This is a genomic window from Bacillus cereus group sp. MYBK195-1 (assembly GCF_051916605.1).
Lineage (GTDB): Bacteria > Bacillota > Bacilli > Bacillales > Bacillaceae_G > Bacillus_A > Bacillus_A cereus.
In genome coordinates this window covers 273,829-290,448 of record NZ_JBQAGZ010000004.1, presented here as the reverse complement: position 1 = coordinate 290,448, position 16,620 = coordinate 273,829, and the positions used below count along the sequence as shown (strand labels likewise).

Below are 16,620 nucleotides of genomic sequence, written 5' to 3'. Positions count from 1 at the left end.
AAAGCTAACTGCCATAAGAACATTACATAAATAGTAGTTTTTAAAAATTATTCAATTTTATTTTCAAATCTGTACAGTCTTTTCTTTCATCATACTCAATGTAAGCTATGTGACCATCGGGGCGAATTAAAATGACATCAATATTTTTTAATTGATAATCCTGTATTTCTCCTACAACCACCTTTGTGTGCGAATCAATGTTTATTTTATCTATTTCTTCTTTATAAGAAGGATGTATTAATAAAATATATTTACCATCTTGCATCAATTCAAAGAGTTTATAAGTTTTCTTATTTTGAGAAGAAATAGTAAGATTTGTACATCTTTTCCCTATTAATGGATGCTTTTCTTTCGTATGCATAGAGGAATATATAACCCCTAAGCCACTTACTCTTTCAGCTAAATCTTTATTCATCTCTGGGTATGTGAGTAAATGCGAGAATAACTCTCTTAATTCTATACCTGCATTTGAAAAGTTTATCATTAATTGTTCTTGTGCTTGTACATCCTTTAAAAATTGTTTTCCCACAGCATGTCGTTCAAAATGATAACTTTCTAATAGGCTTTCATATTTTTTTTGTTTTATAGCGAGTCCCAATTTCCATCCTAAATTAAAAGCATCTTGTAAACCTATATTCAAACCTTGTCCTCCTGCAGGGAAATGAATATGCGCTGCATCACCTGCCAAGAATACACGCTTATGTTGATAAGTATTTGCTAGTTTGGTTGCATTTCCAAAACGAGAAAGCCATATTGAGCTATTAATTTGAACATGTTCACCTGTAATACTATAAATACTATCGATAAGCTCTTTTTCTGTGACAGCAACATGAACAGGTATTGTCTGATTCTTAGGATCTACAATTGCAAAACGAAATACATTAGGTGCAATAGGTACCATTATTATTAACCCATTTATATTAGATGTAGAAAAAAATGGGTTATCTGGTACATATTCTAAAATGACATCGCCTAATATAGCTGTAGTTGTTGTATCTGTTCCATTAAAAGGTATATGTGATAACTCACGAACTACGCTTCTTGCGCCATCAGCGCCTACTACATATTGAACTTCTATTTTATATATTGTTTCTGCTTGTTCTATTTCTAGTTGTACGAATGTTTCATACTGTTTTAAATTTTTTAAAGTATGACCACGTTTAATGTCTACACCTAATTCTAACGCACGCTCTTCTAATATTTCTTCTGTAATAGATTGGGGAATAAAAAGCGTATATGGAAAATCAGTATCTAAATTTTTAAAGTTTAATCTTGTATCTAGGGCAGCAAAATGGCTGGTATCTGATTTCTTCCCTCTAGATAAAAATCGATTTTCAATACCTCTCATAGCCATTAATTCTAAGGAGCGGGGGTGAAGTGTGAGTGCTCTAGAATTTCTTATCCGATTTAATCTTCTCTCTAAAACGACAACTTTTACACCTTGAATAGCTAATTCACATGCTGTCATAAGTCCAACCGGACCACCGCCAACTACCGCTACATCATAATAATTTTCCATGTCATGCCCTCCATTTTTTTATTTAATTAAGAGCTAATACAAGAATTTGCACAATGGATTTGTAAACGATATCTATTGTGCAAATATAATTATAACTCATTTTAGTTTCCTTGGAAACTAAAATGAGTTAACTTGAGATTTCCCCTATATCAAACATTCGATATGAAGGTTAATTGAATTCAATATGAGAAAGATAATAGGGTAATCTATTTTGAATTATTTAATGAAAGGGGTATGAGATTGAGATGAATAATTCATATCATGAAAAGACACATACATTGATTAAACAATTATTTAACAAGTTTTCACCAAAAGCTCCTGGCTTTGCATATATTGCTAGTTTTGATAGCGGGGTAACTTATAAAGGTACGGTTGGCTTAGCTTCTATAGAGAAAAATTTACCTATAACCACAAAAAATATTTTTAATATTGCCTCAGTTTCTAAACAATTCACTGCATTTTCTATATTACTCTTAGAACAAGAGGGAAGATTGAGTTTAGATGATTCAATTGTAAGGTTCGTCCCTTTTATAGGAACATATGCTGAACCTGTAACATTGAAACATCTAATTCATCATACTGGTGGACTAGTTGATTATATGGCATTAGCTGAATCAGCAAATATTAAATTTACTGATTCATTAACTGTGGAAGAATCGCTAAACCACCTTAATAGTCATCAAATTGCAAGGTTCGCAGCTGGTACAAAATTTGAGTATAGCAATACAGGATATTTTTTATTATCACAAGTGGTAGAGAAGGTAAGCGGCAAGTCTCTACGTCAGTTTACAAAGGATCGTATTTTTGACCCTTTAAATATGAGAGACACAACAATTATAGATTACTACCCAACTACTATACCAATTACTAGTGGGTATTCGAAGAATGAGCAAGGAACATATAAAATCTATGAAAGCCCTTGGGAACACACAGGGGATGGGGCAGTTCATGCAACAGTTGAAGACCTGGTAAAGTGGGGGGAGAATTTAACTACAGGTACCGTTGGTGGAAAAGAACTTGTTAAAAGAATGAGCGAAATAGGTCCGAAAATTTCCCCAACTGGGAAGACGATTATTGACAATGAAGATTATGCTTTTGGACTAAGGCTTGCTGAAGGTTTTAACTGTCGGTACTTGGAACATTCAGGAAGTTGGGCGGGTTATCGTTCACACTTCATGCGGTTTCCACAAGAATATTTGTCCGTTGTAGTTTTAAGTAACTATGATGGATTTGATTCTAAAAAACATGCTAATGAAATAGCAGAAATTGTTTTAGAAAAGTAAAAAATAGAGGGTAGAAGTCAGTATTTATATTTGCTTTACCCCACGTTGTTTTAGGTGTAATTAATTTTGAGAACGGGAGGCAAGCATAAATTTATGCCTGCCTTTTTAGGTATTAAAATGAATAACGTTATTAAATTTATAAATATACACTGAAAAAACAAAATTCGGAATAAGTATGTTGCCTTAATTGCTAAAATATAGTGGGGAATTCAGGCATGAGGAAATCAAACACTTTTGTCTTTAGATAAATAATATTTTAATAGATTTATTGAATGTAATGAATGCTGGAGGATAAAACTATGAAATATCTAAGAAAAATCTTCAAACGAATTTTGCTTCTATTTTAATGATTATTGGCGTAGGAATACTATCTGGTACTAGCTATGGCCGAGAGCTTCGTATAACAATGGCTGGGAGTATAATAACTTCTTGGCATCCACAATATGCGAAATATACATTCCTATCCCAAAAAGAATTAGATAAATTGCAAAATAGAATTAATCATCCGAAATAGTCAAATAGTGATGAGCATATTTATAAAAAAATAGCAGGAAAAAGATTAGAAGAATTTAAAAGTCAGCCCTTAGAAATGGATGTAGAAACGATTAAAAGTAACAAAGATAGTCGCTTTCTTTTTGAAGGAAAATTAGTTACTATTAGCAATCCCTTCAATGTTAAACTTGTTAGCCATCAAGGAACTCAGGGCGCTAACAGAGGAGAAAAAATTAGCGTAATGGCAAAGCGTAATCATGCACTTGTTGCTGTGAATGCAAGTGGATTTGCTGATGAAACAGGAAGGGGTGGAGGAAATTTTGCAACTGGCATAGTAATAGAAAATGGAAAAGCTATTGATACAAATATAGATAAAAATACCCCTACAATTATTACAGGTTTAACAAAGTTTGGACAAATGATAACAGGAAATTATTCTACACAACAACTGTTGGATAAAAAAGTCGTTTCCGTAGCTGGATTTATGCCACAGTTAATCGTGAATGGAGAAAAAATGATTACAGAAGGAGACGGGGGATGGGGTTCTGCTCCGCGGAGTATTATGGCCCAAAAAGAAGATGGTACAATTATGTTTCTAGTCATTGACGGTAGACAGACGCATAGTATAGGGGGCTACGTTATATTTAGGAGGAAAGGTTATAAATTTACCTTCTACTTTATCCCATGAAGATCGTTATTTACCGAATGCTTGGGTAGTAACAGCAAATCCAAAACAAAAAATAAGAATGACAATAGATGGGGAAAAACTACACATATAAATTAGTAGGTTATGATAAAGAAGATAAAGAGAAGGAATTAGAATTTTTCGCCCCCAAAAACCTCCGTAAAGCTTGTAATCTAGTTACTTTAGTATAGAAGAATAAGATGGGACGCAGTATGCGATGAAAGTCGCACGTACAGTGTTAAGTGGGGGAAAAGATGGAGATAACTTCAAAGTCTTACCTATCGCAACTAATCGAAAAGAGAACCATTAGGGCGTATGGTTCTCTTGGACCAAGAACTATAGTGTTTATTTTTATAGTCTGTATAAGTATATGTACTTAAAAAATAAACAGTGAATCATCTGATATATATTAATAATTTTCTTTTAATTAATTACTTTTTGCTTTCTTGCAAGCAAAGTGAATTGACCCAGCAAATACTAATAAAATGGGAATTCATGCTCCAAGAAAAGTGGTAAAAATGATGAATTAAACCAAGTAATCGAAACATCTTGGCAAGAATTAAAGAAAGCCTGGTCAATGATAAAAACGGTGAAAGGTTTTAAGTACATTGAAGCTTCAGCTTCGCAAGCTAAAAAACTGAAAATAATTTTAGTCAGCTTTTTAATTACTATAATCTAGTATCTGTCTAAAAATAATTATTTTCTGAATTTTCAATAAAAATGATTAGATTATACCAACTTAATGATAATGATTAAAGAGACTACTATAGAACCCAAACATTAATAGAAGAAAGACATATACAGGTATTATGAGTTTGAAAATTTCATAAACTCTAAAATCTTATAAAAAGAGGAGCATAAAACATGAGCGAACAATGTCCAATTAATGTACCATGTCAGGTAGCAGGGCAAACCCAAACACCATTAAGTGATGAGACTGCAACACCAATTGTTACTCCAGGAGCACCCATTGTAAAGATTCCGGTTGTATTAGCTGAAAGAACGCTTCAAATTGTTGTAGAGTCTGATATTTCATTAGAGCCTCCAGCAGTCGAAATTAAACGCATATTAAAAAACGTATTTTTAACACAATGTAAGTTAGTGCCTGTAGCATTCGTACCAGTACCAGGTACACCTTACCGACGAGTTACAAGAGCAAAATTATTTGTACAAGGCTATATTCGTAAAAATATTGAATATGCAAATAACGAGTGTAATGGAGTTTTATATGATCGTATTGCAAATGTTCCATTTTCTGGTTTTGCAGATCTGACAGAAGGTGATTTTCTATCATTAGCTTTAGTAGCTTCTTCTTCGGACACTACTTCTCATTTTATAAATCCTAAAAACGGTGATTTACCACGTCTAGACAAATATTTCTTTGAAAATGCAGTTTTTTATAACGAACAACCATATTGTGAATTAGTAAGCGCTCAATTTTTTGAATTAGATTTTTCACCTTGTTCTACAGACCTAAACGAACCATTTGATACGCTTCGTGAAAAAATTGTACTAGATCTTACTTTAAAAGTTTTACAAGTACAACAAGTACAAGTAGCACTATAAAAATAAAAAGAAATTGTCTTTTTAACAAAGACAATTTCTTTTTATTTTTATACAACATATATAATGATGAAATGGTCACATAAAAAAAACAAATTTTTTGAATTTCATCAGACGGGGGGATGGTGATGAAAAACCCATGGATTGGTAAGGGAATATGGGATGAAATTTACAAGTATAAAAACCTGAATATACAAGATAATTTACACGAAAAAAGAGGTGGAAAAGAAGAAGTACCACCTGAATTAAAGGAAGAAGATGTAGCATCAAAATTAGAGAAAGAAGGTCAAGCGTCTGAATCACAAATAGGGTCTTTAATACGCTCACTGGTGGTCAAAACTCCATTTTCTATTTTTTCAGAAGTAACTAGTTTTAAAATATTTCCAAAAATAAATGTAAAAAATCAAGAAGCATTTGTATTTAGGAATGAAAAAGGTGTAGAAGGGCGTGAATTAGATTGTAAGTTATTAAATACAGTGCAACAATATCATTCGGATAGTTATTGTAAATTAGTTTCTTTAAATCTTCATGAGAAGAGAGTTCATTTTGAATTATATAACCCAAAAAATAAAGGGAATAAAGAAGAGAATAAGGTAGAGGCATCTTCATGGATTCCTATTCACAGTATAATATTAGAGAGTGAAAATGAGGAAGATGTAAATAATTTTATTACAGCGAAACTACCAATAGAAATAGCAAGATATAAAGGTGAAATTAGTTTACGAGAAAAGGTTGTATTTAAAGAAAAAGTCATAGGAATAAAAGAGGTTGAACAGGAGGTTATTTTGACAAAAAACGAATTTTTAATACCAAAGGTAAAAAAGAATGGGCAAAATACACTTACAGTTGAAAAAGGGAGCTTATTGGTAGAAGGGTATATATATCAATGTATTCAATACATATCAGAACAAAGTACACTTCATGATAATGAGCATCAGTTAATACAAAATATTGTATTGGAGTTAATCATTCAAGTAATACAAGAACAAGAAGTACAAGTGCGAATTAAATAAAAATAATTATATTCCCTCGATTAGCTGATTATTTTTATTTGTAGTGTATCGATGGGTATTCTTTTGTAAATCATACAGTGCTGCAAACTATATGTTAAATGGTTTATCCATGATAAATTCAATTTTACATTGTTACTAAATAGTAGGAATCTTCTCTGGTTTATGTTTTAAAAAAGTGCTAACGTACAACATATTGAGAATAAACGAGTATTTAGTTTTATTATGAGTATTAAAGTAAACAGAATAACCTTAGAATTAATTCAGAATAATATGAGATAGATCTAAAGAATTAGTTGCGACAACATACTAAGGTTATTCTGAACTTATTCTTATCTTAAATTCATTGATAGAACTAGGTTCCATAGAATATTTAAAAACTTAGATTTATGTTGAAGTTCTTCTGGTAAGGAAATCTTGATTCAATTATGAATCAGATTCCGTTGCCAGGGCGGCAGTTACTCCAATTTCTCACATATTGCACACTCTCAACATCCGTTCATCATTCCAATACATTTAAATATTAATCTATTTAAAAACAAAAAATTTTAAAACCATAGTGATTAGCATATATCACATACCTACAATGGGGATTATGATAAACCATGGAGAATTGTTTAAGGAGTTAAGCAATTATGACTTTTGGTTTTGGGATGCTTTTAACGATAGTCCTCTTCCTTCACTACCATTAAAAATAAAAATAATTTGAAATAATTATTTTTATTTCAGTATATCTAAAATTATTCGTTAAAAATGAGTTTAAAGTAACCAACAATTGTAGTAATCTAAAATTTTTATTTATAATTCACAAGAGAGAGTTATATACCAATTATAGAAGGATTCAAATTATGTATTTTTTACATAATAAAATCAAATTTAAAACGAATAATAAATAGCTTTTAAAGCTTAACTTAAGTATGTAAAAAAATAAAAGTTCAACAATGCAAAATTGCTGAACTTTTATTCCTTATTCTTTCCTATTCTGCCTAAACTATCTTTAATAGTTGTTTCCCCAAGTTGTGTATATAGCAAAGCTGTATCTTGACTCGTATGTCCAAGTTGCTGCATGACTTGTAATGAGTCTTTCTCTTCCATATATAATTTATTTGCCAATGTATGTCTTAATTTATGAGGAGACATTCTTCTTCCATAAGCTTTAGTATATTTTTCTACTATATCTTGGATAGCCCTAACTGAAAGAGGCTGTGCAGTATGTTTATATTTTGATAGAAACACATTTTTCAATTCTTTCCCTGGAGCGTATTTGTTATCTCGAATTTCCATATATTTTTCAAGATCATTTAATGCAATTGGTGTAATCCATACAGAATCTTCTTTGTTTCCTTTTCGTATTACATCAATGAGTCTTTCTTTTAAGTTTATATCTTCCATACGAAGATCCGCCAATTCACTTACACGAATGCCACTGCCAAGAAAAAGCGAGAGGATTGCTACGTCGCGATCTTTATCTCTTAGGAAATAGAACAACTGATGCTTTGTTAAAGATTTTTCGTGCTCATACTTAACGTAATTTAAAAACTCTTGATCATCATTATTATGAAATATTTTAGATCTCATACGTTTTGCACGAGCATTTAATGTTTCTTTATCTTTATGTATTTCGATTTTAGCCATTACATTTCTATAAAAATAACATTCTCCATCTTCATTCTCTGATAGGGAGGTAAGGTATTTAAATAAGGATTTTAAGGCTGAAATTTTTCTGTTAACAGAAGAATTCTGCATGTTCTGTTGTAGTTTTAGAAATCTCATAAAGTTCTCAACATCTTTTTTCTTTAAATTCTCCAAATCAGCGAAGGATATGTCTTTAATGGGTTTTAATTCAATAACTTGTTCAGATAATAGCCAATTAAAGAAGACTCTAAAATCATATACATAATTCAGTAGGGTGGAGGGAGAGGCGTCATGCAATTCTTTGTACTCCACAAATTCTTCTATGTAAAAGGGCATTTCGTTTAGATTTTCGTATAATTTTTTACGATGTACGGATTTTTGACGTTGCTTGCTGTAGTCCATAAAAATCACCTCATATATAATATAACAGAAAACGAAATCGAACACAAGTTCGCGTTAAATTCAATTTTTACACGAACTTATTTACATAATTAAATTATGAAATACTAAAATATACTCAAAATTGAATGGTATAGTGTAGTTAATCAAATAAAAATTATAGCTAATTAAGTGATAAATTTGTATAAGACCATAAAAATTAGTGTGAAAACTACATATAAATGTATGTAAAATAAAACAATTTTTATATATAAATTCATACAAAAAATCAATAAATGAAAACAGTTTAAAATTCGTTATCTAATATGAAATAGCTAATTTAATCATGATTATGAGGGATTAATTAGATCAACATAAGAAAAAATCCTATATACTAAAAGATAATTTACTATAAAAATTTTTAACGAATAGTTTAGCATTTAATGATTTCTATATAAAGCATGAATTATATAAATACATACCAATATATGAAAACTCATGCAGCCGAGCTTGAAATCCCTAAATACTGTAGTATATTTTTATTTACCTATCTTATTGTTCGTAAAATTGGTATTTCGTGCGAAGTTGTTGGTGATTATTTTTCTACGCTTTTATAAAGGCATCATATACCCTACCTTTCATCAGTATAAATTTCTTTTAGTTTCTGGTACGTTCAGCTATACATATTAATATTATAAATGATTGCTTATAGAACATATCCAATATACAACATTTTAATGCGAAACAGTTTACTTTAACTGCTTAAGACTAAATAGATGGTGTATTTTACAAAATTTAATTGTTGTGATGTCGAAATAGAGCATTTCCTTTAATTCTTTTTATTATAGCTGGTTTAGCTAAGCATTCTGCTAAATCTTATTTAAATGCAAATTTCAAGATGTAACTACTAAATTTCTCTTTCCGTCTCAATGATATAAGTATTCTTTTCGTTTTGAGATTTATTCACTTGTTTTTTATAAATCCCTATTAGATATGTTATGTAAACTGATTAAAAGTAATTTATTGTAAATCCCTTTATATAGCCGTTTTTCAAGTCACATCCCCCCCTACTTTACCACTCGATGTAACCACATTCTGTGTACTTTCTGCTTCATGTAAGTGCAAATCCTTATATCAGTATTCGTATTCATCATAATAATACGATGAAGATTTAATTCCTCAAATCTAAATGTAACCAGCAACTTTGCGACTCCCGTTGCAAGTCCCTTTCCCCAATAATCTGGATTTATGTTATACCCTATTTCTCCCTCCCTATTAGTAAAATCTCGAATCGTAATCGCACCTGCCCCTACCACTCTTTCGTACTCCAATTCAACCAATGCAAAAGAAAATCGACTTCTCGGGACCTTACTTGCATCTTGAAGAACTTGGTTTACAAATTCTTTTGTTTCCGTTTCCGAATTAGGGCCCCATGCTTGGTATCGGCACACAATGGACTGTGATGTGTATATATCCTTCCAATCATTTTCTTCGATTTCTCGTAGTTTGAATCTATTATGTATTATGTTATGAACCATCCAATTCCCTCCATTCACTTATGCCCTTTATCACACTAAATTTCATCATAGTATTCCATTAACTTATCTTAATTACAACATGAAAAAAATCTTAAATCCACTGATACTATTTATCTAGTAAAAGAGAATCAGTACATATAACCTTTGTACGTTTCTTCAAACATCTTACTCGAAATTGATCCCACATATTCGAATGTTCCATACCAGAAAATAAGTTCTTGTAGAGATTTGTCAAACACTGTACACTGAATACGTGCCGTCTTTGCCCTTCTCTTTTTAGAGGAGGTGACAATAGAACGTGGAGAATACTAGAACCACCCGTAAACGTTCAGAGAGAGAAAAGAAACGTAAGTGTCTTTTTTCTTTTGGCACAATCGTTACAGCATTCAGTTTCCTTAGAAATATACATTACTTTTTCACCAAAAGTGAAATAGGTAAGGGTATAACTGAATATGTAAGACATCTTCTTAAATAAAAAAGTGCCGCTATAAGTAGCGACACTAAGACCAGTTTGTAGTTATGATTGGGTTCCAAGGTGAAGTACTGACCATACTTTCATTGCACACGACCAATGCAGCATCATTTTGAAGTGCAAAGACGTTGAAACCCAGCTTACTACTCTATATAGTATTGCGACATACAGTGCTTTTATTCCTGTCTGCGTACGAAAAAAGCCTTGGTGACCAAACCAAGACTTTTCAAAAAGCTTACGACCTATCAATAGAACGAGAATCAGAACCACCCGACTTCTTGTTCGTTATAATCTAGCTTACACCCTTATTGTACTATACGTTTTTTATATTTTCAACAGTCTGCATTCCTTTCACGCAATATTCATACTTCTAATACTGAAAGTTACCTTACACGACCTCTATCCATTGAAGATTCACGTCACACTTTACATACTTCATAGAGAAGATACGATAACATTACTATTTTTAGAGTCTTTAGCTTGGTATACAACAATAATATCCATATACTGGGAGTGGGCAGGATGACAAGCACTTTGCTACTATTAGCTCTTACTTTGTTCGGAATAAGTGGGGTATTCTCCCTAATTAGGAAGCTAACTACGCCAAAACAAGATGAGGCTAAACGTTTAATTATTATCGAATCATTGTCTATATTAGGAGTTGCATGGATAGGTATTGGACTATTCTTGTAACATACTTACACATTACTTTCGTTATAAATGAATAAAACTTATTATTCATTCAATAATACGGGTAGGCATTAGCCAAAACTCATTTAAAGTCCTTAGTCTTTCTCCTTTCCCCTTGGAGATTCCTTGAGCTGGAACAGTTAGCTTTACTAACAGCTCCTTTTTTGTATCTGTAAATGCATGATTTGATTTGCATTTGTTTGAATTGCATACAGAATGCTTTCCTAAAGTAATAGGTACATAAAATTCAATTCTATATGAAGACTACCTGTGTAATGTACCAGCAACTCCTACTCATACATTTACTCTTTTAAACTAGAACCTGTTTTCACTTCACCTTCACTACGAAGCTCATGCCAATTCTCTATACAATCCAGCTTCCAGGCATTCGGATTTTCTTCATTATGTAGCTTTTTTAGTATGTATTTATTTATTTTTTCTTTCTTTACCTTTAATTCTAAGTCCATAAGTCGACTCTCCCAGTTATACGTATTGAATGTTTTCTGCCTAAAATCAATATACTACTTTGAACTCATTTGAGTGCTAATTCTTTTTATCTATTATCTATTCCCTATGTGATAATTATAAGTTGTAATTAGCTATAAGCATTCCATTTATCACTTTGATATAACGGTTGACCTGTATTCCAGTCGCACATAATCCATTCCACCGTTCCACTCCCAGCATCTTTAAACTGCATTTGAACTTCTACCTTATCCGTTGTAACATGAAAAATATCCATTGCCCTTCTCTCAATTTGTAACACGTTCTTCCCAGCTTCTTTTGGATATTTCTTCATCATTTTTTGTATGGCTACTCTTGCCATTTCCTCATTATATGGTGAAGCATGATCATTATCCTTTACTTTATCGTTTTCTACTTGACCGACAGATTCTTCATTTGTGTTTGCACGACTCTCTGATCTACACTTTAATTTGTCTTCGTTTGAGCATGCTGTTAACAGTATTCCTAAACTAACAATATATGACACTACTTTTTTCACTATTTAAACACCCTTTCATTATTAGTATGTTTCTATTATTAAAATCTATTTAATAGTATATTAATATATAATTATATATAGTATAATCGTATCAATCAACATATCTGTAGGAGGAAATTATGAAAAGAAATATACTTAAAGCAAGTAAGAACATATTATTAGCAGGTTGTACGTTTAGCTTATTGGTAAGTTGCTCTTCCAACAATTCAGAACCAAAAGAAGGAAGTAAAACAACTGCATCTGCGAATGAAAGTACAACTAAAGACCAAGTGGCCAGCGGGTCAAAAATAGGAGATACTAGTAATTCTGATTCGTCTAAAAAGAAGGAAAATGCCAAAGACCATAAAGAAATTACTATAGATCAATTCGGCGGAGAAAGCTTTTCTAATTTATTAGACGATAGAAAAGTGAAAGAACTTGGTGTTGCTCGAAAGGGTGATTACATTTACGTCATGTTCCAAAAATACATCCAAGAAGAGCAAAAAGATAAGACTTTTGTATCAATCGGCAAAATAGACGATAAAGAAGGAAAATGGATTATAAAAGATCAACATTTTTATAATGGAGAAGACGGCGTATCTTCTACACTCTTTGGAGATGCACACATCATTTCAAATGGTTTAGTAGCAAGAACCTCTCTTATGGATGAACAAGCTAAAATGGTAGAGATTGATACCAACCTAGAGAGTTCCTCTTTTAATAATATCAGTAATAGCCAAAATACAGCCAATACATATCATTATGTACAAACCTCGAACGGTAGCGCTCTTTTAGTACAAGAGGGAGAAAAGGTCTTCCTGCATTTAGATGACAGTTCGAAAAAGGAGATACAAAATCTGAAATTAAAGGATTATGGCACTAACAATATCTATATTGATTTAAAACAAAACTTACTATATGATGGCTCTGGAAAAACAGTATTTGATATAAACAAGGGTGATTATGTGTATGATAAACAAGGTCAAAAATTAAAGTATGGGATAAACTACGGTCAAACCCTTATCGCTGCAAATGCAAAATACGTCATTGCTAACACAAACAATGGTTCAAAATTAAAGTTTGACGTGTATAATACTACTACTGGCGGTAAAGCAATGAGAAGTATTGAATCAGAAGCAATTACACGCGCAGGTGTAGGGGGACTATTAGGTGGTTCTGAAAAGCATTTATACCACTTCAGTTTGACAGGCGACTATATTCACTATGTAGGGCTAATCGAATACAAAGGTAAGCCAAGCATTCAATATAAAAAGATATACGCTGGAGAATAACCATTTCTAAATGCATTACTTATTGGCTCTTGCCTCTTTACCATTACTTTAATTAGTAATTATTAGTAATTATTCCAACTCTAGTTATCCTAGCACGATTAAAAAAGAACCTGATGAGGGTTCTTTTTTATTTTTAAGTACTTTTATACAATACCCACTATCATATAGAAACGATTCCAAAAGGGACCTGCCAAGCTCTATCGTATAAAATATGTAAAATGAAGTAAAAAGGAGGATGTCAAATGGATTTTTTGAACAAGATAGATTCTTTCGTACGTCAACTTTTTCTTGTGCCAGTTTTCGTTATCGGACTCGGCGTTTATGTTTCATACGTCACAAAACGCATATGGGTTGCGCCTGTTCTTACACTTCTGTTAAATAACCTATTGGAGTCCTAGTCTTGGATGATGTACTTCAGGCGTATCAATACATAGGAATCTCACAACTTCTACCTTACCGTTTGCTAACTTCAATCGAAACGTATCACCGTCGATATGATCCAGTATCGTAGCTTTGATGATTCTATTAGCATTTTGTTTCTTACTCTGCCCAGGTACTAGGTTCATTGCCTGCTCGGCCAATTCTGGATACTGCAGTTTACCCGTAAACTCTTCTTTTTTTACAGGTACGGACGCTGCTGCCTCATAACTATTCTCTTCTTTCTAATTTTGCTTTGTTTCTCTTTGTTTCGCTTCCTTTCTGCTGGTCTTTCTCCGCTACATTTCTTGTAACGGAAATTCCAGTGTCATCTTTGCTACTACACCCTGTTACCAATCCTAAAATCATGCACAATGTAGAAATGAACCATAAAAATTTCTTCATCGTATGCCTCCTTCTCTTCTTGTTTTCTTTCCTGACATCATAACGAGATTGGAATTATTGTTGGAAAAACGATGGACTTCTATGATGTAGCAAAGTTTTTTGTATACATCCATTGCTGGACTCTTCTACTCTTTCATACGGACTTTTTATGATATGTATGCAGGATTCACCCATACATATACCGAAACCCCAATAAGGAATCATTCCACTAATTACCATCCCCATTTCATACCATTACATTTTGGAGGTTAAACAGGATGAAAAAAAAGAAATTACAAAAATCAGCACTTTCTTTTACCCTACTCTTTTCTTTAGGTATTTCTTCTTTTCCGCTTACAACAACCATTCATGCGGATACACAAGGGGCACAAACTGCAGAAAAGAAACAAGTCTCTTTAACGGAGCGTACGTCATTATTTTTTGACTATCTCCAGCAAGGTAAATATGTAGAAGCACTTCAGTTGACGTCTGCTGCTTTTCAATCCAAGTTTACGGCAAACATATTACAAAACTGGTGGACACAAAGTGGCGGGAGCAGGATTACAAACATGGGAACACCTGTTATTAAAGAACGAAACTTAGTCCATCAAACGGTTGAAATTCCAGGAGCTATCGAAGGAACTACTATTCCACTACTCCTTAAATTCACGCCTGGCGGCAAAGTTGATGAAGTTGGCGTAAGGACGATGCAACAGAAATCTTATACCATCCCTCATCCTAGTTATGACCAACCTGATTCCTACCAAGAACGTGAAATCGTAATTGGAAATACTACATACCCGTTACCAGCCACATTAACGGTTCCAAAACATAAACCTGGCGAAAAAGTGCCTGTTGTTGTTCTTGTTCACGGTTCGGGTCCGCAAGATCGTGACAGTACAATTATGGGAGCTAAAATCTTTAGAGACCTCGCAGCTGGTCTTTCATCAAGCGGTATCGCAGTGTTACGTTACGAGAAACGTTCCTTAGAACACGGTTTTAAAATGAGTGCAGAACCTGCTACATTAGACCAAGATACTACAGATGATGCCATATATGCAGCGAAATCAGCAGCGCAGCAGGAAGGTATTGACCCAGGTAACATTTTCATTCTCGGACATAGCCAAGGAGCTGGCACCATGCCGCGTATACTAAGCAAAGCACCTTCATCACTTGTAAGAGGAAGTATTTTAATGGCACCTCCTGCACGTCCTTTTACTGATATGCTCCTTGATCAGTATCAGTACCTCGGGGCACCTAAGGATTTTATTGATGAACTAAAAAAACAATTCGCTTATATTAAGGATCCTACTTTTGATCCAGATCACCCACCAGCTAGTTATAATTATCCTTCTCCACATTTCATGTATGATGTGACTCGTTGGCGTCCAGTTGAGGAAGCGAAATCACGAAAAGAGCCATTACTGATTCTGCAAGGTGCACGTGATTATCAAGTAACTGTAAAAGACGATTTTACGAGATGGCAAGAAGGGCTTTCAAGCCGCAGTAATGTTCAGTTCAAAGAATATCCGAAATTGAATCACATCTTCACGGAGGGCGACGGGGAATTCAGTCACCCTAGTGAATACGAAGTCCCTTCTAATGTTCCTGCGTATGTCATCCAGGACATCGTTACATGGGTCAATGAGACAAAGAAATAAGAAAACAACAAAAGCCATCATGCAATCATCATTTCGTGATGGCTTTTGTGATATTAAAACATGTTATATCAGAAATTAATCGCTTCTATGAATTGATATTTTTACAGCGCTTATTTGCTTCATATCTTGCTATTCCTAGTCCGTCAGTGCAAGAATACAAAATTTATTTCGATATGTAATAATGCATATTATTTCACTTGGATGTTATGATATACTCTGTTTGTGAGCTGATACAATATTTCTTTAGATTGGAAAACTAAAACCTCATTAACCCAAGTTGGGGGCGCCATTTGGCGTCTTTTTTTAGTTTTGCTCCATAGGCATTTAGCTTAGATATTGAAGTAACCCCAAAACAAAAAATAAGCTGCCCATTCGGAAAACTTATGTACATCATTTTCGAATGCGGGAGTTCCATCTTTCAAAACTAACCTATTAAATAGGGTTAGATGTATAAACTATATTAGCATCGGAATATTCTCGACTTGGGGTTACCGTAAATGCTTTCTCCTAATCATCCATATCGATAAATGACTTACTTCTGATCAATTTACCTTTGTTGTTCTTCGTTTAAAAGGAGCTAGTTTTACATACGATAAAGCACTAAAAAAACTGTGCACAA

General features: G+C 33.0%; 13 protein-coding genes and 3 pseudogenes. 10 read left to right on the top strand and 6 right to left on the bottom strand.

The window, feature by feature from the left end:
- Nucleotides 1-40: 40 nt before the first annotated feature.
- Nucleotides 41-1,519 carry an FAD-dependent oxidoreductase gene (locus ACTFRY_RS19780; RefSeq protein WP_086391464.1) on the bottom strand — a complete coding sequence of 493 codons (1,479 nt, stop codon included), beginning with the start codon at nt 1,517-1,519 and terminating at the stop codon, nt 41-43.
- Nucleotides 1,520-1,764: 245 nt separating this feature from the next.
- Between ACTFRY_RS19780 and ACTFRY_RS19775 the strand changes: the two genes are divergently transcribed.
- From ACTFRY_RS19775 to ACTFRY_RS19750, 6 genes and pseudogenes are all read left to right on the top strand, one after another.
- A complete protein-coding gene (locus ACTFRY_RS19775; RefSeq protein ID WP_086391463.1) occupies nt 1,765-2,802 on the top strand; it encodes a serine hydrolase domain-containing protein in 1,038 nt (345 codons plus the stop codon).
- 299 nt (nt 2,803-3,101) lie between these two features.
- A pseudogene (locus ACTFRY_RS19770) lies at nt 3,102-4,073 on the top strand (phosphodiester glycosidase family protein).
- Nucleotides 4,057-4,143 (top strand): annotated as a pseudogene (locus ACTFRY_RS19765) (YxeA family protein); the annotation flags it as partial. The pseudogenes ACTFRY_RS19770 and ACTFRY_RS19765, both read left to right, overlap by 17 nt.
- A gap of 356 nt (nt 4,144-4,499) precedes the next feature.
- Nucleotides 4,500-4,640 (top strand): annotated as a pseudogene (locus ACTFRY_RS19760) (phage head closure protein); the annotation flags it as partial.
- Between the two features lie 203 nt (nt 4,641-4,843).
- On the top strand, nt 4,844-5,545 hold the full coding sequence (locus tag ACTFRY_RS19755; RefSeq protein WP_001294983.1) for a CsxC family protein: 702 nt from the start codon (nt 4,844-4,846) through the stop codon (nt 5,543-5,545).
- A 125-nt stretch (nt 5,546-5,670) separates the two neighbouring features.
- Entirely contained in the window at nt 5,671-6,555 is an 885-nt protein-coding gene (locus ACTFRY_RS19750) for a BC_2427 family protein (RefSeq protein WP_136986485.1), read from the top strand.
- Between the two features lie 957 nt (nt 6,556-7,512).
- On the opposite strand, the gene xerS is transcribed toward ACTFRY_RS19750, so the two are convergent.
- Both xerS and ACTFRY_RS19740 read right to left on the bottom strand, forming a co-directional pair.
- Nucleotides 7,513-8,589, bottom strand: a complete 1,077-nt coding sequence (xerS, locus tag ACTFRY_RS19745; protein ID WP_098616328.1) for a tyrosine recombinase XerS — start codon at nt 8,587-8,589, stop codon at nt 7,513-7,515.
- Nucleotides 8,590-9,632: 1,043 nt separating this feature from the next.
- Nucleotides 9,633-10,103, bottom strand: a complete 471-nt coding sequence (locus ACTFRY_RS19740; protein ID WP_098616327.1) for a GNAT family N-acetyltransferase — start codon at nt 10,101-10,103, stop codon at nt 9,633-9,635.
- A gap of 994 nt (nt 10,104-11,097) precedes the next feature.
- Between ACTFRY_RS19740 and ACTFRY_RS19735 the strand changes: the two genes are divergently transcribed.
- Nucleotides 11,098-11,268, top strand: a complete 171-nt coding sequence (locus ACTFRY_RS19735; RefSeq protein ID WP_017657634.1) for a hypothetical protein — start codon at nt 11,098-11,100, stop codon at nt 11,266-11,268.
- A 299-nt stretch (nt 11,269-11,567) separates the two neighbouring features.
- Here the strand turns inward: ACTFRY_RS19735 and ACTFRY_RS19730 are convergent, their stop codons facing one another.
- Together ACTFRY_RS19730 and ACTFRY_RS19725 are read right to left on the bottom strand one after the other, a co-directional pair.
- Nucleotides 11,568-11,732 carry a hypothetical protein gene (locus ACTFRY_RS19730; RefSeq protein ID WP_170964345.1) on the bottom strand — a complete coding sequence of 55 codons (165 nt, stop codon included), beginning with the start codon at nt 11,730-11,732 and terminating at the stop codon, nt 11,568-11,570.
- Between the two features lie 128 nt (nt 11,733-11,860).
- Nucleotides 11,861-12,268, bottom strand: a complete 408-nt coding sequence (locus ACTFRY_RS19725; protein WP_098616326.1) for a hypothetical protein — start codon at nt 12,266-12,268, stop codon at nt 11,861-11,863.
- A 119-nt stretch (nt 12,269-12,387) separates the two neighbouring features.
- On the opposite strand from ACTFRY_RS19725, the gene ACTFRY_RS19720 reads away from it, so the two are divergent.
- On the top strand, nt 12,388-13,539 hold the full coding sequence (locus tag ACTFRY_RS19720) for a hypothetical protein (RefSeq protein ID WP_098616325.1): 1,152 nt from the start codon (nt 12,388-12,390) through the stop codon (nt 13,537-13,539).
- Nucleotides 13,540-13,781: 242 nt separating this feature from the next.
- Nucleotides 13,782-13,937: a hypothetical protein gene (locus tag ACTFRY_RS19715; RefSeq protein ID WP_163050577.1), complete on the top strand. Its 156-nt coding sequence runs from the start codon at nt 13,782-13,784 to the stop codon at nt 13,935-13,937.
- 250 nt (nt 13,938-14,187) lie between these two features.
- Here the strand turns inward: ACTFRY_RS19715 and ACTFRY_RS19710 are convergent, their stop codons facing one another.
- Entirely contained in the window at nt 14,188-14,361 is a 174-nt protein-coding gene (locus tag ACTFRY_RS19710) for a hypothetical protein (protein ID WP_170952440.1), read from the bottom strand.
- A 257-nt stretch (nt 14,362-14,618) separates the two neighbouring features.
- On the opposite strand from ACTFRY_RS19710, the gene ACTFRY_RS19705 reads away from it, so the two are divergent.
- Nucleotides 14,619-16,001 (top strand): alpha/beta hydrolase family protein, encoded by a 1,383-nt coding sequence (locus ACTFRY_RS19705; protein WP_141541456.1) that lies wholly within the window; start codon nt 14,619-14,621, stop codon nt 15,999-16,001.
- Nucleotides 16,002-16,620: the final 619 nt, after the last annotated feature.